Annotated in this window: 19 protein-coding genes and 1 tRNA gene; 10 read left to right on the top strand and 10 right to left on the bottom strand. The window is 53.6% G+C overall.

Features of this window, described 5'->3' with window-relative positions; all coding sequences use genetic code 11:
- Positions 1-78 precede the first annotated feature (78 nt).
- Positions 79-1,014, top strand: a complete 936-nt coding sequence (locus tag ACR0KW_RS00240; RefSeq protein WP_480803220.1) for a LysR family transcriptional regulator — start codon at positions 79-81, stop codon at positions 1,012-1,014.
- A 301-nt stretch (positions 1,015-1,315) separates the two neighbouring features.
- On the opposite strand, the gene ACR0KW_RS00235 is transcribed toward ACR0KW_RS00240, so the two are convergent.
- The gene (locus ACR0KW_RS00235) at positions 1,316-2,236 is read right to left on the bottom strand and encodes a LysR family transcriptional regulator (RefSeq protein WP_480803219.1); all 921 of its coding nucleotides are present in this window, start codon (positions 2,234-2,236) and stop codon (positions 1,316-1,318) included.
- 95 nt (positions 2,237-2,331) lie between these two features.
- Between ACR0KW_RS00235 and ACR0KW_RS00230 the strand changes: the two genes are divergently transcribed.
- From ACR0KW_RS00230 to ACR0KW_RS00215, 4 genes are all read left to right on the top strand, one after another.
- Positions 2,332-3,216 (top strand): SDR family oxidoreductase, encoded by an 885-nt coding sequence (locus tag ACR0KW_RS00230; protein ID WP_480803218.1) that lies wholly within the window; start codon positions 2,332-2,334, stop codon positions 3,214-3,216.
- Positions 3,217-3,314: 98 nt separating this feature from the next.
- A complete protein-coding gene (locus ACR0KW_RS00225; protein WP_480803217.1) occupies positions 3,315-4,124 on the top strand; it encodes an SDR family NAD(P)-dependent oxidoreductase in 810 nt (269 codons plus the stop codon).
- Between the two features lie 196 nt (positions 4,125-4,320).
- Complete coding sequence (locus ACR0KW_RS00220) at positions 4,321-5,547, top strand: hypothetical protein (RefSeq protein WP_480803216.1); 1,227 nt, start codon at positions 4,321-4,323, stop codon at positions 5,545-5,547.
- Complete coding sequence (locus tag ACR0KW_RS00215) at positions 5,547-6,623, top strand: hypothetical protein (RefSeq protein ID WP_480803215.1); 1,077 nt, start codon at positions 5,547-5,549, stop codon at positions 6,621-6,623. The genes ACR0KW_RS00220 and ACR0KW_RS00215 overlap by 1 nt, the downstream gene beginning before the upstream one ends.
- A 329-nt stretch (positions 6,624-6,952) precedes the next feature.
- Here the strand turns inward: ACR0KW_RS00215 and ACR0KW_RS00210 are convergent, their stop codons facing one another.
- Complete coding sequence (locus ACR0KW_RS00210; RefSeq protein WP_480803214.1) at positions 6,953-8,188, bottom strand: adenylate/guanylate cyclase domain-containing protein; 1,236 nt, start codon at positions 8,186-8,188, stop codon at positions 6,953-6,955.
- A gap of 223 nt (positions 8,189-8,411) precedes the next feature.
- On the opposite strand from ACR0KW_RS00210, the gene ACR0KW_RS00205 reads away from it, so the two are divergent.
- A complete protein-coding gene (locus tag ACR0KW_RS00205; protein WP_480803213.1) occupies positions 8,412-9,035 on the top strand; it encodes a LysE family translocator in 624 nt (207 codons plus the stop codon).
- Between the two features lie 296 nt (positions 9,036-9,331).
- Here the strand turns inward: ACR0KW_RS00205 and ACR0KW_RS00200 are convergent, their stop codons facing one another.
- Positions 9,332-10,030 carry a hypothetical protein gene (locus tag ACR0KW_RS00200; protein WP_480803212.1) on the bottom strand — a complete coding sequence of 233 codons (699 nt, stop codon included), beginning with the start codon at positions 10,028-10,030 and terminating at the stop codon, positions 9,332-9,334.
- Between the two features lie 234 nt (positions 10,031-10,264).
- Here ACR0KW_RS00200 and ACR0KW_RS00195 point away from each other — a divergent pair, with 234 nt between their 5' ends.
- On the top strand, positions 10,265-11,146 hold the full coding sequence (locus tag ACR0KW_RS00195) for a cation diffusion facilitator family transporter (RefSeq protein WP_480803211.1): 882 nt from the start codon (positions 10,265-10,267) through the stop codon (positions 11,144-11,146).
- A gap of 159 nt (positions 11,147-11,305) precedes the next feature.
- A complete protein-coding gene (locus ACR0KW_RS00190; RefSeq protein ID WP_480803210.1) occupies positions 11,306-12,157 on the top strand; it encodes a hypothetical protein in 852 nt (283 codons plus the stop codon).
- Between the two features lie 75 nt (positions 12,158-12,232).
- Here the strand turns inward: ACR0KW_RS00190 and ACR0KW_RS00185 are convergent, their stop codons facing one another.
- The 3 genes from ACR0KW_RS00185 to ACR0KW_RS00175 all read right to left on the bottom strand — a co-directional run bounded on the left by ACR0KW_RS00185 (position 12,233) and on the right by ACR0KW_RS00175 (position 14,782).
- On the bottom strand, positions 12,233-12,880 hold the full coding sequence (locus tag ACR0KW_RS00185; RefSeq protein ID WP_480803209.1) for a response regulator: 648 nt from the start codon (positions 12,878-12,880) through the stop codon (positions 12,233-12,235).
- Complete coding sequence (locus tag ACR0KW_RS00180; protein WP_480803208.1) at positions 12,877-14,280, bottom strand: sensor histidine kinase; 1,404 nt, start codon at positions 14,278-14,280, stop codon at positions 12,877-12,879. Before ACR0KW_RS00180 ends, ACR0KW_RS00185 begins: the two co-directional genes overlap by 4 nt.
- 103 nt (positions 14,281-14,383) lie before the next feature.
- Complete coding sequence (locus tag ACR0KW_RS00175) at positions 14,384-14,782, bottom strand: MerR family transcriptional regulator (RefSeq protein ID WP_480803207.1); 399 nt, start codon at positions 14,780-14,782, stop codon at positions 14,384-14,386.
- A gap of 99 nt (positions 14,783-14,881) precedes the next feature.
- Here ACR0KW_RS00175 and ACR0KW_RS00170 point away from each other — a divergent pair, with 99 nt between their 5' ends.
- Complete coding sequence (locus ACR0KW_RS00170) at positions 14,882-15,205, top strand: hypothetical protein (protein WP_480803206.1); 324 nt, start codon at positions 14,882-14,884, stop codon at positions 15,203-15,205.
- 4 nt (positions 15,206-15,209) lie between these two features.
- Positions 15,210-15,428: a GDCCVxC domain-containing (seleno)protein gene (locus ACR0KW_RS00165; RefSeq protein ID WP_480803205.1), complete on the top strand. Its 219-nt coding sequence runs from the start codon at positions 15,210-15,212 to the stop codon at positions 15,426-15,428.
- Positions 15,429-15,892: 464 nt separating this feature from the next.
- Here ACR0KW_RS00165 and ACR0KW_RS00160 read toward each other — a convergent pair.
- The 4 genes from ACR0KW_RS00160 to pdxH all read right to left on the bottom strand — a co-directional run bounded on the left by ACR0KW_RS00160 (position 15,893) and on the right by pdxH (position 17,741).
- Positions 15,893-15,969: transfer RNA gene (locus tag ACR0KW_RS00160), tRNA-Pro, on the bottom strand.
- Between the two features lie 43 nt (positions 15,970-16,012).
- Positions 16,013-16,480: a DUF192 domain-containing protein gene (locus ACR0KW_RS00155; RefSeq protein ID WP_170325037.1), complete on the bottom strand. Its 468-nt coding sequence runs from the start codon at positions 16,478-16,480 to the stop codon at positions 16,013-16,015.
- 6 nt (positions 16,481-16,486) lie between these two features.
- Positions 16,487-16,993: a cold-shock protein gene (locus ACR0KW_RS00150; RefSeq protein WP_174826701.1), complete on the bottom strand. Its 507-nt coding sequence runs from the start codon at positions 16,991-16,993 to the stop codon at positions 16,487-16,489.
- A 142-nt stretch (positions 16,994-17,135) separates the two neighbouring features.
- Positions 17,136-17,741 (bottom strand): pyridoxamine 5'-phosphate oxidase, encoded by a 606-nt coding sequence (gene pdxH, locus ACR0KW_RS00145; RefSeq protein WP_480803204.1) that lies wholly within the window; start codon positions 17,739-17,741, stop codon positions 17,136-17,138.
- Positions 17,742-17,820: the final 79 nt, after the last annotated feature.

The raw sequence follows: 17,820 nt of genomic DNA, 5'->3' as shown, positions 1-17,820 counted from the left end.
AACATCTGTCAAATTCCATCTTTTGAAAAACAGAATATTTGAAATACAAAAGTCATAAATTATGAATTGTGAGCGAACATGAATACCAGCCTGAAAGCCTTACGATACTTCATGGCAGCCGCCGAAAGCGGCAGTCTGACTCAGGCCTCGAAAAAGATGAACGTGGTGCCATCCGCCATTCTAGCTGCTGTCAACCAGGTGGAAGATGCGTTCGGATTGCAACTCACCATCCGGCATCGCTCCAAAGGGATTGCACCAACATCCACGGGCAAAATCATCATGGCCCGCATACAACATTTACTTGATGAATATGAGGCTCTGATGAGCCAGGGCGCCGAGATGCGAACGCAATTGATCGGTACATTGCGAGTTGGCTACTACGCGCCCGTTGCCCCGGCTTTTCTGCCAGCTATCGCACGCGACCTGCTGGCTGATAATCCTCGTGTCGATATCAAGTTTATCGAATGTGACACCCAATCCGCCCAGGCTGGTTTGCTGTTGGGCGATTACGACGTCATCTTATGTGTGGCTGAAAGCATGGCGCCAGGCGTGACATATGAAACCCTGATTGATGTTCCGGCTTACCTTCTCGTGCCTGAACAGCACGCCTTTGCAGGCAGAGCCACTATCTCTCTTTCCGAATTGAACAGCGAGCCTATGGTACTCCTCGATCTGCCGGTGATCAGCGACTACTACAGCCGGCTATTTGAAGCCGCAGGAATCATGCCGCATGTCGCCTGCACGGCCACAACGCTCGAAATGGTGCGCAGTTTGGTTAGCGCGGGGGTTGGGTGTTCGCTATTACACATGCGCCCGAGAACGCAGGTGACCTATTCGGGGCAAAAAGTTTTGGAAGTACCGTTGGACCCAGCCGCTGACCCGCTGAAAATTGTCCTTGGATACCTGCCAGACAATCCACGACGCGTCGTGAAATACTTCACCGAAAGCTTGCGCGAATTGTTTTCGAAAGAAGACGCAAGCTGTTTTCTGGTAACGCCACCTACCGATAGATGACTTTCAGAATGGCGGCTATTGCCGCTTCTTACTAATTCGTGCACCCCGCAGCATCGGTTGATAAGGGCTCAGTGTTGCCGTTCTCCGCAGTAAGCACAATTGGCTGGTCGCAGCCCAAACCGGACCTTCGAAACTAGACTTTGCAAGTCCCGAGAAACGCAACTAAGCGCCGCTTCAAACCGCTCAATCCAATGGCAGCTTACAAGCCATATTGCCTGATCTTGAAACCCGGTGTTCACCTTCGTTAGAGGCTCTTGAAATGAAGACCGCCCGGCGAATGTGCACCTTTGTGGTGAAGATCCTAAGTCGAACCGCCAGAAAGGAGTTTCGGGACAAGTTCCTCGGCAAGGGAGGCGACTGCGTCCACTCGTGCGATGCGCCGCGAGCCCGGACGGAACGTCAGATAAACCGAATATGGCCGCGAGACGTGCTTGGGCAAGCAGCGGACAAGCCTTCCTTCTTGCAAGACCTCATCAAGCATGAATTCCGGCAGAAACGCATATCCTCGCCCCGCCATTGCAAGATCAAGTAAGACAGAAAAACTCCGTGTGGCAAAGGGTCCGCCTACCTTGATGGTTGAGACATCGTCTGGGGAAAAGAAAGTCCAGGTAGTGTTGGCAACATCACCTCTGAAGGTGAGACAGGGTTGGTCCTTCAGGTCGTCTGGTGTGTTGATCGCTGTCCGGGCTGCAAGCTCGGGTGACGCTACGAGCCAGCAACGAAAGCTGCCAAGCTGCTTCGCGACCAGTCTGTCATCTTCGAAAGTTCCGATCCGGAATGCCAAATCCGTATTGGGATCCTGCATATCCTCGAAATCATAAGCTGGGCGCATGACCAACGTGAGATCTGGAAAGCGCTCTTGGACGGCCGGAAGGATTACTGAGGCAATCACCGAGCCGAATTCTGCTGTTGCGGCGAAGTTCACCTGACCCGAGACGTCCCCGCTTTCTTCACGGGCGATGTCACTAAGCAAATCAATGTCAGCCAAAATGGACTGGACCCGCTGGTTAAGTCGGACGCCTGTCGGGGTGAGTTTAACGGATCTTCCACTCCGTTCGACTAGCTTCACGCCAAAATGGTCTTCCAGCCGCGAAATGTGCCGGGACACACCCGATTTCGCCATGTTGAGATGATCGGCGGCAACGCTGATCCCACCGAGTCGCGCAACGGTGTGGAAGCTGATCAAGGCAGGCATACCAATTGTTCTAATATCTGCAACCATTAGTTCATTTTGATACCTCTGTTGCTCCTGGTTGGCAATCTCTAACTTCGAGCCATCACAGGGTCCATTGCAGGGCCACATTCAGGAGAAAAGACATGAACATACTCGTTACAGGTGCCAGCAGCGGATTTGGAAATCTGATGGTGGCGGATTTGGTCAGGGCCGGGCATCGCGTAGCCGGGACTGTGCGCGATCCCGGAGGACGCAACAAGGAGGTCGCGCAGACCTTGCGCAATCTCGGCGTTGAGGTTGTCGATATCGACGTGACAGACGATGCTTCCGTCGAAGCGGGCGTGGCCGCGGCAGAAGCCACGCTCGGGCAGATCGATGTGTTGGTCAACAACGCCGGTGCGGGTGCACACGGGCTGCAAGAGAACTTCTCTGGAGACGATTTTCAGCGTGTCTTTGACGTCAATGTCTTTGGAGTGCAGAGGATGATCCGCGCCGTCCTACCCAAAATGCGGGCACGGCAATCCGGGCTGATCTTGAACGTTACTAGCCTTCTTGGCCGCGTGACAGTGCCCTTCCTTGGCCCTTACAACGCGGCGAAATGGGCCGTGGAGGCGCTCAGCGAAAACTACCGCTGGGAGTTGAGCCAGTTTGGTGTCGACGTCGCTGTCATCGAGCCCGGCGGCTTCCCCACGAACTTCTTCACCAACCTCATTCAGCCGTCCTCGCGCGACCGGGATGCAAGCTATGGCGAATTTGCCGGAGCGCCCGAGGCCATGCTGCAAAGCATGGGGGAATCCCTATCCAACAACCCGCTACAGGTTCCGCAGATCGTGTCGGACGCGGTGCTTGAGGTGATCCATGCCACGCCTGGACAGCGACAGTTTCGCAATGAAGTGGACAAGAGCGGCATGGCGGACCCTGTCATTCCGATGAACAGGCAAGCGGAAAAGGCAACCGAGGTGCTCTTCACCGCCTACGGTATGGAAGGTATGATGAAGCTTAAAACTAACGTTGCCAACGCGGCCTAATAACAACGGCAGGTCTGGGGTTTTTCCGGGCCTGTCGTTCCAACACGAGCATAGGAGGAGCCTAGCCGATGACACACCCCGCATTTACCTCAGACTCTGTGGCCGTGATCACCGGGGGTGCTTCCGGCATTGGCCTCGCCGCCGCAGTCAAGTTCGCTCAGATGGGCATGCGCATTGTTATTGTTGATCAAGACACCGAGAAACTGGCTGCCGCGGCAAACATGGTGTCTGCCGCCGGTGCGGCCGATGTGATGACGTCTGCGACAGATGTCAGTGATCGCGCGCAGTTGGAGGCGTTGGAACGGATGGTAGCAGACCGCTACGGCGGGGCAGACATCTTAATGAACAACGCTGGTGTCGGCGGCAAATCATCGACCATTGGGGACGCCACGGCTTGGGATAAGATGCTGGGTGTGAACCTTTGGGGTCCGATCCATGGCACTCAGGTATTCGCGCCAAACATGATCGCGCGAGAGAGACCAGGTGCAATAATCAATACAGGGTCCAAGCAAGGTATCACCACACCGCCGGGCAACCCGGCTTACAACGTCTCAAAGGCGGCTCTGAAAGCATTCACCGAGGCGCTATCACATGAGCTGAGAAACAGCCCCGGCCATCAGATCACAGCGCATCTCCTTGTGCCTGGCTTTGTTTATACTGGTATGATCTCCCTGCCTGAAAAACCTGCCTCCGCTTGGACCGCAGCGCAGACGGTCGACTTCTTTTTCGACAGTGTGAACCGCGGGGATTTTTACATCCTCTGCCCCGACAATGATGTCTCACGTGATATCGATGAGAAACGCATTGCCTGGAGCGTGGGAGACGTCATCGAAAATCGCCCCCCACTAAGCCGATGGCATCCAGACTATAAGGAGGCTTTCGAGGCGTTTATGGCGAAGGCTGACTGATCATCGTAGAAGTCCACCACTCAGGACAAGTTAACGATTGAAGACTGTCCGGCGGCCCTACGGGTTGCCGGACAGTTTGCGTTCTGCGCCGCAATAAAGGTTCAATTTCATGGAACGTAATGTTGTCAATCCACCTCTTGTTGCAAAGTTTGCAAGGTTTAATCTGGGAAGCACAGCAACAAATGGGAGAAACCCAATGACTTCCTTGATCAAGCACATGAGCATCGGCGCGTTGATGCTCTCCACCGCAAGCGCGGCGCTTGCTGAAGGCGTTACACTGCAAAGTGCTGGTACACTGGCTTTCGATGACGCTAATACGCTGTTCGTCGGTGACGGCAAAGCTGGTATTGTCCATGCATTCGACTTGGCCGATAGCCAACTGATAGATCAATCCGCTTACGAACTTGGTCGTGCGCAGACTTTCGAAGGTCGTACTATCTTTGAAGACATCAATGCTGAGATCGCGGCACTGCTGGGCGTGCCCGCCGAACAAGTTCAGATCAATGACCTGGTGGTTCATAATCCGACCAAGCAGATCTTTCTCTCGGTCCATCGTGGTCTGGGCCCCGATGCCGAGGCCTTGATCCTAAAAGTGAACCAGGGCGAGATCGAGCCTGTCGATTTGAGCCTTGCCACGCATTCAAGCCAGTACATCGGTGCCATCGCGGAGGACGAAGCGATTGAGTTTGGTCGTTCGCTCAACTCTATTGCCATCACCGACATCGATTACTACCAAGGCGAGATTTTCGTGGCAGGCGTGTCGAACGAAGAGTTCGATTCTACCCTGCGCCGCATCGCCTATCCGTTCGACGGTGACGTTGCAGCATCCAATATTGAGATTTGGCACGCGGTTCACGCCCAGTGGGAAACCCGCGCACCGATCATCACGCAAACCATCGCTGAACTAAACGGGGTAGCCACGATGATCGCGCTTTATGGCTGCACGCCGGTGGTTCGCATTCCACTCAGCGATTTAGAAGACGGAAAGCAGGTGCGCGGCACGATGATTGCCGAACTTGGCTACGGCAACTCACCAGTGGATACGGTCGTCTACACCAATGCATGGACAGGCACCCAGAATGTGCTGGTCACCAATACCCACCGGAGCGCGGCATCCTATACCCTCGACACTCTGGCCAATGCAGAAGCCATGCCCCACGGCGAAGGGGTTCAGCCTCTCTTTGGCATTGGCGGTGCGGAATATACACCGATCCCGATCAGCGGTGTGATCCACCTCGACACGGTCGATGAGACTTGGTCCGTGACGATCCGCGAGAACCCGGAAAATCCGCGTGTGTTGGAGATGCATACCTTGGCTATGCCGATGTTCTTCGAGCGCTCGGATCACATTGTAGAGATGAATTGGGAAGGTGCCCCTGACCCGTTCGGCTTCCATGTCGATCCGCCTTTGCAGTACAACTGATGCTCGGCGTCGGAAAACTTGTGCGGCAGGTACTGCTTGCCGTACTTCTCCTCTCGCCCACCACAGCGTGGGCAGAGGTTCGTGCAGCGCTCGATCCATCGACGGGAGCCGTCAAGGTCAGCGGCCTTGCCGCCGAAGATCGGGCTTATCTGATCGCCAACCAAGAGAAAGTTTTTCTTCAGAGCCGCGCCGTATCAAGCGAGCGTAGTATGGCTCTGTCAGCGACCGAGATCGCCAATACGCTCGTGATCAGCCCGAGCTTTTCTCTCCTACCTGGAACTGAATATGACCTTCGACTTGATCTGAAGAGCGGCGAGGTATCCAAATTTATAGTTTTGGTCCAAGGAACGAAAGCCGAGCCGCCGCGACTCCTGTGGCACGCGCCGAATGCCACAATAATCCCAGAAAACACGCTGCGCCTGTACCTGATGTTTTCCGAGCCGATGGCCAAAGGCTTCGCGCGCGAGGCCATCTGGATCGAACGATCAGATGGCACAATCGTCGACAGTCCGTTTCTCAATCTCAGCACCGAGCTTTGGGACAGTGAGCAACGCCGTTTGACACTGCTGTTTGATCCAGGCCGCATCAAACAGGGTGTTGGCCCGAACCAAAGTGACGGTTCGCCGCTGCAAGCCGGGAATAGCTATGTCTTGATCGTGGCAGATCATTTCAAGAGCGCAAAAGGCCCAACTTTAGACCACGAAATCCGCTTGCCGCTTCATATCGGTGTTGCAGAGCACGACGCTATTGATCCAAGACAGTGGGGCATTCAATCGCCGCGAATTGGAACGCGAGACCCGCTCCGTGTGCAGTTCCTTCGAGTGATGGACATTGGCTCCTCGATGGGGCGGATCAGCGTCGTAGATTCAACCAATACGCCTCTCGCAGGTAACATTGGAAGCGATGGGTCCGTTTGGGTTTTCACGCCGAACGTACCTTGGGCGGGGAATGAACAGCTGTTTGTTGATCCAAAACTGGAAGATGTGGCTGGCAATACCCCACGCGCGCCGTTCGACGCGTCATCGGGAACCATCGGAAAGGTGATGGAGACAATTAGGTTGGTATTGTTCGAATAGACTGGAAACCCTGACCAAAAGACCTGCACCGACGATCCAAACTAATCATCCGTACAGCAGCGAACTCGACGCTGTCTTTTGAACCGTTTCTGGCGTTCGCTGTGTTGCCGTTCTTCGCGGTTTTCATGATCGGCAGTGGGCAACCCAAAGCCGCCTATGTTCGGAAGATCTCGGGACCGGAAATCGCGCGCATGAAGGACTTTTTTGAAAGTTGGAGCCAGCTCAAGTGCTCTGCCCAATGATCCCACGTTCTTCAGACAAGACTTTCGTTACGTATCAGAAGACGACTGCCCGTCTACTCTGTTTCGGCGGCGCCTTTCAACTCGCGTTTAATCTATCGTAAACAGCTCCTGTCTTTCAGCAACACCGCGCAATCTGTATTGCCCCAAGGAAACAAGGCTTGGAATGGAGTTCACCAAGTCGCCGGCCACCTTGTCGGAAACAACAATGTTCTGATCGAGCGCGTTGCACATGCCTAAAATACGGGACGTTGTATTGACTGCGGGGCCGACCACTGTGAAATCCAAGCGAGACCTACCGCCAATGTTGCCATAAAGAACATCGCCAGCGTGCAACGAAAGAGTAAAGCCGGTCGTTGGCAAACCGTCTGCTTGCCGTCGTTGGTTGAGTTCGTCAAAGGTATCTCGCAACTCCGCTGCCGCGTGAATTGCGACGCGGCGCGCGTCCGGAACTTGATTGATATCGAAGATGGCAAGCATTCCATCTCCCATGAACTTCAGAACATTACCGCCATGGCGTTCAACTACATCAACAGCTTCCGCGAAGTAATCGTTTAGCAATTCAATGATTGAATGTCCCGGAAGCGCCTCTGACAATTTGGTAAATCCTTGTAGATCAAAGTACCAAATCACCGCCGAAATCGTTTCGGATGAACCTCGGGTGATGTCCCCGGAAAGAACGCGCCTGCTGGCGTCTCGGCCCAGATAAGCGGCGGTTATATCTTCAGCCATCAGCCTGTTTGCTCCACATTTCAGCGTCAGGCAAAGTGGAGATATTAGTTGACGCAACCCGTCAAGTTGTTGCCTTGTGAAGCCCCCACTCGCGTCAGTTGCCAACGAGATAATGGCGCCTTCCTCGGCCTGCATTGGATCGACGGGTGTAGCATTATCTGGAAGAAGGAAGAACCGTTTGACAGCGAAGTAGTCTGTGGCACCACGCTCGCGAAGTTCGTCAAATAAAGGAAAATTAAGATCTGGGTCTTCGACCGTCAGGTCTTGTCTGATCTCTTCAACGTTGTTTGCCAAAAGATAGTAAATTGGGCTCAGAATGTATTCTTCAGGTGCATCTGTTCTACGAATAAACTCTTCTCGCTCATTTCCTCCGTCCCTGTGCCAGCGGAAAGCGACTGTCCCAATCTCGGGATGATGAGCGCGCACAGTGATGTTTGCTCTTTGAAGTGGAATGCCCGCCGAAACAAGACGATTGCAGAATGCTTCGAGCCAGGTTTCAACCGGCGCATTCTCTAAGCCCTGTTGAACCAGCCAATCTGCTATGTCCTGTATGGCGGCGGTCAGTTCCCAGTTTTGGACTAAAGGAGCTGCCATGATGTCCTCATAATGAGCTATCTGAACAGTTAGTTCTCAGTCTAATTCACTTCAAGGACACATCAAATTCAATTCTCCCACTGCGCTCGCAACCCAAAGCGGTCGCTATGAGCGCCCCGATAATTGAGGAATCCTCATTCCGACTCGGCTTGTCTCACTCCCGTAAAACCTGTTTAGCTCGTATCAGCGCATGGCAATTTCGTATGAGATTTTGGAGAGAGAAATGACATTCGAACTCTGGCTGGTTTATTTGGCTGCTGCGGTCGGATTGTCCCTGACTCCTGGTCCGAATGGGTTGTTATCCCTTACACATGGGGCCTGCTACGGTTTCCGCCCAACAGTTTCCACCGTTCTCGGTGGCGCGCTTGGCTTCTTCCTTCTAATTGCGATTTCCCTAGCAGGCTTTGGCACTTTGCTAGCTGCATCGGAGCGTGCTTTTCTCGTCGCAAAATGGATTGGTGCCGCATATCTCGTCTACCTCGGCATTAGGGTATGGCGCGCCGCACCCCCCGATTTCAGTGCAGCGGCCAATTTGTCGCCAGCGAACAAGCTTGGATCATACAAATTGTTCCAGCAGGGCTTCCTAGTGGCTGTTTCCAACCCCAAGGGACTCTTGTTCTTTGCCGCGTTCCTTCCACAGTTCATGGTTGCTGGATCCCCCTTCCTGCTACAGCTCGCTGTGTTTGGCGGAACGTTTGTACTCGTTGAGGTTGCCTACGAGCTTTTGCTCGCAGGGTTTGCTCAACGCATTGCACCCTGGCTTGCCCGAAGCGGACGATGGTTCAACAGGATCACCGGCGGCGCATTTGTTGGAATCGGAGCAGCGCTCGCATCAGCATCGAAGTAGCGCAAAAGTCTTTTGAGTTGGCAGCGGCGTGGTTAGTAAACTGACAGGCGCGGCCGTGCGATCAACAAGATTTTTCCTATGAAGTCGAACACCGGCATGCGCCATTTTTTGATGTCTGACCCGGTTGCTCGCAGCCCAAAGCGGACCTCTTCAACCAAACTTTGTAATATATTAAACTCGCAACGAAGCGGCATTTAGACTGTTTCCGCGCAAAACTGCTTCCAAAACACGATCCCCCAAACTGACTTGGTAATATCAGGTTCAATGCGGGCGACACGCGTAACAATGCTGCCCGATTAGTCAGTTGCGAAGCAATAAAACAGACCCGCCCCGCCAGAACGTGGCAGATGTTCCTCTCCGCAACCGCGCGAGCCGTGCGATGAGTTCCAAGACACCATATTTCGGGCATCGTTGAGACCTACACGGTCATGGTGCCCGACAATTGCGGATCCGTCCTCACTATTCGAAGTCCAGTTGCTGCATGTCGTATCGCCACCCGCCGTCGAGAAGTATCCCGCGGAATCGGAGCCGGTCAGAATGTCATGTTTGTTTGGCTGACTGCCACGCCCGTTGACAGGGTTTCCGTTTTCGTCGAGCGCGGTCTGTAGATTAATGTTCACGCTGTTGTTGTGCAGGTCCTCAACGTTGTTGGCGATGAGCTCTCCGTTGGCATTGTACCACGGACCCGATCCGATCCGGTCGCGAGCAGAAACGCCATTGGTGATTGTCATCGGGTCGGTGCTGCGATCAATGGACATTGAGGTGCTCAGATAGGCCGCAAAAGTCTTGGTAGAACCGGTCGCGGAAGCAAGCGCATTGCAATGAGCATCGGCGCCTTCGAGGCCGCCTAGATTTGCACCGTCCCCCTTGCCCACACTAGTGATGAAAAACGACATCTCCTCGCCTGCCGATTGCGCGTGTGCAGTCGCCGCGATACAGCAGATTACGAGTGCAACAACCCCATGAGCAGTTTTTCTGTTGGTGAACTTCGACATGTGTGTCTCCCTTCGTGCTGTTTGATCACAGATGCTAGCTATATGTAACCATCAGGTCCATCCAAGTAACGGATGTATGACACTATGGTGCTGGAGCCATTCACTAAAGCCGGTCGTGCATGACCGACCCTGTGGCCCTATTCATTATTACCCAACTCCTGTCTTACGTGTTAAGTACGGTCGCTCACCTGTTCCCAGGATCATTTGTAACGATTGACTAAGGGTCGTGACGGAATGACACAAAAAATCGCTCTTTGGTCCATTCCGATATCCATTGCGGTACTGGCCCTAAAACTGTTGGCTTGGTGGCTGACAGGCTCGGTGGCGCTATTGTCGGACGCGATGGAATCTACCGTGAATGTTGTTGCGGCACTGCTGGCGTATTTTGCGGTTCGGATTGCCAACATACCCCCTGACGAAAACCACCCCTTTGGTCACAAAAAAGCCGAGTATCTTTCCGCCGTCGCCGAGGGCGTACTGATTGTGCTGGCGGCGTTCTTGATCATCAGAGAAGCTGTGCTGGCACTCCCAAACCCGCATCTTGAGGATGCGCCGCTGCTTGGAATCGCCATCAATATCATTGCAACGGGCGTGAATGGCGCATGGGCCTACCTATTGCTCAAAATCGGCAGGCGCGAGGGTTCGCCTGCATTGGAGGCAAGCTCCCGGCACATTTTCACAGATGTCATGACCTCAGTTGGTGTCATCGCAGGCCTGATACTTGCACTTGTCACAGGCTGGCTGATCCTTGATCCGATCCTGGCAATTCTTGTTGCACTGAACATCTTGTGGGAGGGCTGGAAAGTTATTCGGGCGTCCGTCGATGGCCTGATGGATGTGACACTTTCGGACCATGACTTGCAGACTGTTTCCAACGCAATCGAAGCAAATCTCGGCGCAGCCTTAGAGTACCACGACCTCAAAGGGCGCAGATCCGCAAATGTCATCTTCGTGGAGTTCCATCTTGTTGTGGACGGCACAATGCCAGTCAGCGCGGCGCATGATATATGCAATGACATCGAGGACGAATTGGATCGTTTGTATCCGGGTTCCGTCTTTGTCATTCACCTCGAACCTGATGACGAGCTGAAGGGTGACGGGGTTAGATCCCACTAAACTGGTCACATGGCTCAGCAAAAAGTCTATTGGTTTGACTGATCTGACTAAGACTTTCGGCTTGAAGTTCGTCAGACCTAAGCCCGATGTGGGAAAGCCGAACCAGAAGTAACCTGTCTCCAACGTCACGAAGCGTGATGCTCAGAATTGGAGGCGAAAATGAAAATTCAAAGAAAGCTGGGTCAACTTCTTAGTACAGCGGCGTTGGCTTCGTTGATTGCGGCGACGCCTTATGTGCCAGCGTTTGATGCCGATGGTCGCCTACATTTTGAACCGTCATATGCCTTCGCCAAGAGCGGCAAGGGGAAAGACGGGGATGATCGTGACGACGACAGAGATGATGACCGCGACGACAACTCGGGGTCGGGTAATAGCGGCCGTGGTGGTGACCGGGACGATGATCGTGATGACGATAGAGACGATGATCGCGACGACGACCGAGACGATGATCGTGACGACGACAGAGACGATGATCGTGACGACAATTCAGGATCAGGCAAAAGTGGTCGCGACGATGATGACGACGATGACGATGACGACTCGAAACGCTCCAATAGAGGCAGCGGAAAGAAGGATCGGTCTCAAGCGGGGGGCAAACCGTCGGGTTCGGCTAGGATAACAAAGGTCGAGACAAACGCCAGCGGCATTGAAGTACGTTACGCCGACGGAACCAAGGAGGAGATCGAAAACGGGCGGTATGAGAGAAAGAATGCTCAGAACCGAACTGTTGAGGAACGCCCCGCGACCGGCGCTGACGTCTCAAGGCTTCGGTCTTTGGCGAATGGTATCTCAATCGACAACGTGCGCTCTTCAGGGCAAGGCGGTACTGTTGGAAGTCGACCTACAAAAATCGAACGCCAGGGCAACAATATCGAAGTGAACTATGCCAATGGTTGGAAAGAGGAGATCGGGTTTGGGCGCTACGAGTTGAAAGACCCGTACAACCGGACTGTTGTTGAAAGAAACGCAACGGCCTCTGATCGCCGGAGATTACAGTCGGTTGCCAACTGAACTGCAACTCTATTCGATAATCCGTTGGCGGGTTCTCTTAGTGAGAGGCCGCCATCGTTGTCATAGAGACCGAATTTAGTCTCCCTTGTTCCAAACATCATGGGCAATGAGCGCGGCCTCTACCCGATTTCGCGCATGAAGCTTGGACAGGATTGCCGTCATGTAGTGCTTCACGGTCTTTTCCTGAAGGTCTAACTCGTCAGCAATTTCACGATTACTCAGTCCTTTGGCCACTCGTCGAAGTATTTCTTCCTCACGATGCGTAAGGTCATCGAGAATGCTGCTGTTAACAGACATGCCGGTGTCAGCGTTGATTTGAAGCAATACCCGCGAGGCCAAGCCCGGAGAAACGAACCCTTCACCTGCGGCGATGCTGCGTAAGGAAGCGGTTAGTTCGTTCGCGGTTACACCCTTCACAACGTACCCAATCGCGCCCGCCTCCAATGCGTCCGCGACATCGCTGCTGTTCTCTGAGACCGTCAAGATTGCAATGACGGGTGGATTTTCCATTGCCGCAATTTTACGTGTCGCGCTTATCCCGCCACCGGGCATAGAGAGGTCAAGAATAGCTATGTCCGGCTGATGCGTGCCGACCAGCGATACTGCCTCTTCAGCGTTGGACCCAGCGGCCAAAACTTCGAAGCCGTCAGCTTCATCCAACGTTCGTTGCAAACCATCCCTGAATATCGGGTGATCATCAGCTATTACGACAGATGTAGTCATGATGTGTCTAACTTTCTGGGAAAGAGTGTCATAGCAATGGTGGTGCCTTCGCCCGGTCTCGATGCGACTTCGAAACTGCCACCAATACTCTCGACCCGATCTCGCAAGCCCATAAGCCCCTGGCCACCATCGTCTCGTAACGCGGTTTCTTCTGACCTATCAAATCCAGGTCCGTCGTCTTTGACCTTCACAACTATGCAGTCGCTCTGCACCTCAGAGATAACAGTGCACTTGGAAGCTGGAGCATATCTCGCGGCATTGGAAAGCGTCTCCTGAAGGAACCGAAAAACGCATAGCTTGTCGGATAATGACAGCTCTGGGGCCTGACTACCCAGGAATGAAATATCCGGTCGCAACGGGCTGTGTTCGGCGTGATCCTCTACGGCTCTCTTCACAACATCGACGAGTGACAGACCATCGATATCCGGCGCGGACAGCCCTCGCGATATCGCACGAATTTCAGCCAGAGATTTTTGCAGAGACTGCTGAATTTCCTCTGCCTCTTTAGGTCTTTCTGACCCTTTGGAAAACGCCGCCTCCAGTCTAAGGGCGGCGAGCGACAGGTATTGCGCAGGGCCATCATGTAGTTCAGCTCCAAGATTCTTGAGGAACCGATCTGTTTGCGTGGCATATCTTTCCGACGCCTCGACCACACGCGACCGCAGCAGCGCATTCTGCTCAGCCATCCTCTCACTTTCTGTCAGGCGTTGTCTAAGAAGAACCCCCTGTCGTCGAATAGTTTTGTCGCCAATTGCGACGATGGAATACAGAACAATAGTACTTGCCAGAAATGCGGAACCGACGACCAACCAACTTGTTCGCCTGGCCCTGGCTAAGTCTAACTCCAGCTGATCAGCTCTTTCGTAGAACTCCGCAACTGCGATGATTTCGCCGGACCAGAGTTCGCGGATGGGGCTGTAAACTTCAAGTAATGGTATCCCCAGTGCTGCCTCAGCAGCGCTTTCGGCATGATCAAGCTCTTCGAAAGAGCCGGTGATATCACCGCTCCACGCCCGCCTTAAGTCATCCGTTGGTTTGAAACGGTTTCCAATGATGTCTGTATCCGAGGCATGCGCAATCACACCGCCTTGCTTCCAGAATTTGTAGGAGACAATGCGGTCACGCATTGGCTGGGTCATGAAAATCTCGTCCAACGCCAGCCTCGCCTGGTCTGAAAGGCGGTCGCCATGTGCCAATTCCTGGCTGAGCGGGGATACCACGCTTTCCATATACAGCGCCGCGGAATTTGCGGAGTTCTGCACGACTGCGTTCTGGATTCGATTTGACACCCAATCCCCGACTATTGCGGTAGCAGTGCCCATCACAACGATGCTGGCCGCAAGAAACACTCGCGACAACGACCAATTGCCAATCGTCAGGTCAGTTACTTTCGCTCTCATCGTAAAATCGACTATGAACTACAATCTGTTACCGCACCACAGACCTTGGTCTGACGCGATCTGGCAAAATCTCAGACCCTTTGTTTGCGCCCAGCGGCCAGGGTCAGATATCATCCATCGTTCTCAGTCTTTGCAGCATCGGGCATTGAACGTTTCCGCTATCACAATTGGCCGTAAGCTCGCTCAAGGCGTGCTCAAGGCGTCTGAGCTCATCAATTTTGCTTCGAACGCTGGCAATGTGTGCCTCGGCCAATTCTTTCACTGACCGGCAGTCTTCGGCACTTCCTTTTGACAGCTCCAAAAGCGCCTTTGCGTCTGAGAGAGGAAACCCCAGGTCGCGGCATTTCTTCAAAAATCGAAGTCTTCCAACATCGCTTGCTGAATAGAGGCGACGATTATTCGGAGCTCGTGCGGGTCTTGGTACGATACCTTCGCGTTCATAATAGCGGATGGTTTCTATCCCGACCCCGGATTGCCGGGAAGCCTCACCTATCGCAATCATGTGACGTGCCCCCTATTGATCCTGTAGTTGCTACAGGAGTTATACGCTCTGAATGCCGGTGTCTCAACACAATCAAATCGAGTATCCAGGGAGCGAAAGATGAAGAAATATGTGACCCTCAGCTACCTAGGGTCGGTTTCCGCTCTCGGGGTTGCAACATGCTGTGTTCTTCCAATGGTCATGATGTTGTTAGGCTTGGGTGGCAGTTGGTTGGCGGTATTCGGAAAGATAGCGGCAGCAAGCTATTATGTTCTCGCCATCTCATCAGCGCTGGTGGTAGTTTCGTGGTTCGTATCGCATCGAAACGGGAAATTGGTAGACCTGAAATGGTGGCTTGTTGGAAGCACGGCGATTACCGCGTTGGCATGGGTCATCGTGTTCAATGAGGCTCAAATCAACGATTATCTAATCATGCAGATGTGAGACTATGACAAAACATACTGTGGTGCTCGATAGCGTTTTAACCTGCCCTGAGTGTGGGCACATTGAAATCGAGAAAATGCCAACTGACTCGTGCCAGTGGTTTTATGAATGCGTATCATGCAAGGCAGTCTTGAAACCATTGGAAGGCGATTGCTGTGTCTTTTGTTCCTACGCAACCGTCCCGTGCCCGCCAATTCAGTTAGGTGACTGCTGTTGTGGATAGCTATTTCTGTGGGTCGGATTCTTTGACGGTGGGCAATACAAAAGGAATACAGCATCAAATTCTTGACCCAAACCTGCCGTTCGACGCAGGTTTGATGAACTACTGGTATGGGCCACGTGCCCAGCTTTGCAAAGTCAGCTTTCTGCGCATAGCCACTGTTGGAACTGAACGAAGCGAAAGTCCGGTACTATACTTCCTGGTAAAGGAATAAATAGCAGCAGTTTTATTGTACTACCGCATCCAGGACACTGAAAAATCCTCCAAGAACAGACAAGTCTAATTCTATTCTTACAAGAATCAGGGATCAGGTTCAGATCTTTAACCCACTTTTACCCAGCTTTTTTTGGGTATTCCTGCGCCCGCCCGCGTTCGTCCCCGTTTCACATGGTATCGGCGGCTAAACCAACGAATCCATATAAGACCTTAGAAGGTCATTGTTTTTCTCGAAGAACAGCTATGAGAAGTGGTCGGGGCGGCAGGATTCGAACCTACGACCCCCTGTACCCAAAACAGGTGCGCTACCAGACTGCGCCACGCCCCGGACCGTGCGCCTTCCTAACGATGCCCATCTGATTTGAAAAGCCCTAACAGGGCCAAATTGCAGGGCCTTGCGAAAAAATTTCGTGCTGCATCTGGGTTCCCGGAGTAATCAGGTAGCGGGACGCCAGCCCGGCATTGATTTCTAGAACCGCAAATACCGAATCTCCGCCGTCAATCTGGGTTTCATCGCCGGGGATCGCGTTTTCATGCACACGAGTCACGGTGCCAGTACGATCCAGAAAAATGATGTCCAGGGGAATCAGTGTGTTCTTCATCCAGAAGGCCACGCGTTGCGGCGGATCGAAGACGAACAGCATCCCCGAGCGCTGCGGCAACGATTCGCGAAACATCAGACCGCGCGCCCTGTCCTGCGGGCTTATTGCCAGTTCGATATTGAAGTTAATCTGAGTCTTATCGTTGCGCAGTCCGACACGATCGTCACGGCACGCGGCCAGAACCTCTCCGGTCCACAGCATTGATACACTTGCAAGAACCGCGAAAAGTCTGGTCATCAACAATCAGTCGTCCAATGCGGCTTCCCAGGCCAGGACCTGAGCCGCCATACGCCCACGTTTGCCGTCGATGACGCGCATCGCCAGCGCCTCGCCCGGCTGCAGGTCGGCAAGACCAGACCGGCGCAGAACTTCGATATGCAGGAAGACATCCTCGCCCCGGCCAAAGACATTGGCAAAACCAAAACCCTTGCCCTTATCGAACCATTTCACCCGCGCAGCCTCGAGCGGTGCCTCGGCGATCACCACGGGATCAAGCTCGGCAAAATCCGCCAGCATCATCGAGTCGGTTCGTGCGGGCGGATCGACGCTAACAACCTCGACCGCCTGAACACCGCGGTCGGTGCGGTGCGTCATGATCTCAATCCCGGCACCATCGGCGACAGAACTTTGACCGAAATTGCGCAACACGTTCACGTGCAACAGAATATCCGGACCGCCTTCGTCGGACACAACAAACCCGTACCCTTTGGCAGGGTCGAACCATTTTACGTGTCCACGGACGCGGTACATGTTGTTCAGATCTTCTGGCACGGTTTTCCCATCGCGAGTTTTAACAGTTCGTTAAGGGTCCGATGTGTATGGGAATGACGCGCAAATTCAAGCTGAAAAAACCCTTTGTTTCCTGCGCGTTGCATTTCACGATACGCGAACGTCATGGATTCAACCTCTGTACTTCCCATGCTGAGCCCACCTGATCCCGGCGCCACTGGAACCTGTCGTGCAAACGGAATGCACCATCGGCCCAAAACTCGATCTCGGTCGGCACCAGCCTGTATCCACCCCAAAACGGCGGCCGCGGAGGGTTCGGCCCCAGTTTCGCGGTCACCTTTGCAACCTCTGCCATAAGGGCAGACCGGCTGCTGAGGGGCTGAGACTGCTTCGAGGCCCAGGCCCCAAGACGACTCTTCAATGAGCGGGACGCATAATATTCATCGGCTTGCGGCCCATTTTCCCGGGTGATTGTACCACGAACCCGGATTTGCCGCCGCAAAGATTTCCAGTGCATGACAAATGCCGCCTTGCCCGCCGATTCAAGCTCGGCCGCCTTGGTGCTTTCGTAATTGGTGTAAAACACGAAGGCATCAGATTCGATCTCTTTCAACAGCACCATGCGCACATTGGGCATCCCGTCCGAGTCCACGGTCGCCAACGCTATGGCGTTGGCATCATTCAATTCGCTGTCTTTGGCCTCTCCCAGCCACCGCTCCGAAATTTCAAACGGATCGGTGCCGGCGAAAATGCCACCATGCTCGGTCATTTCCATCCCCCGGAAACTTTTATTAACTACCCTAGGGCGAGAACCCGCTGTGAGCAAGAGTTCGTGGCCTTGAAGCAGC

The organism is Ruegeria sp. CG11, from assembly GCF_056537245.1.
This window is presented reverse-complemented; position numbering and strand designations above follow the sequence as displayed.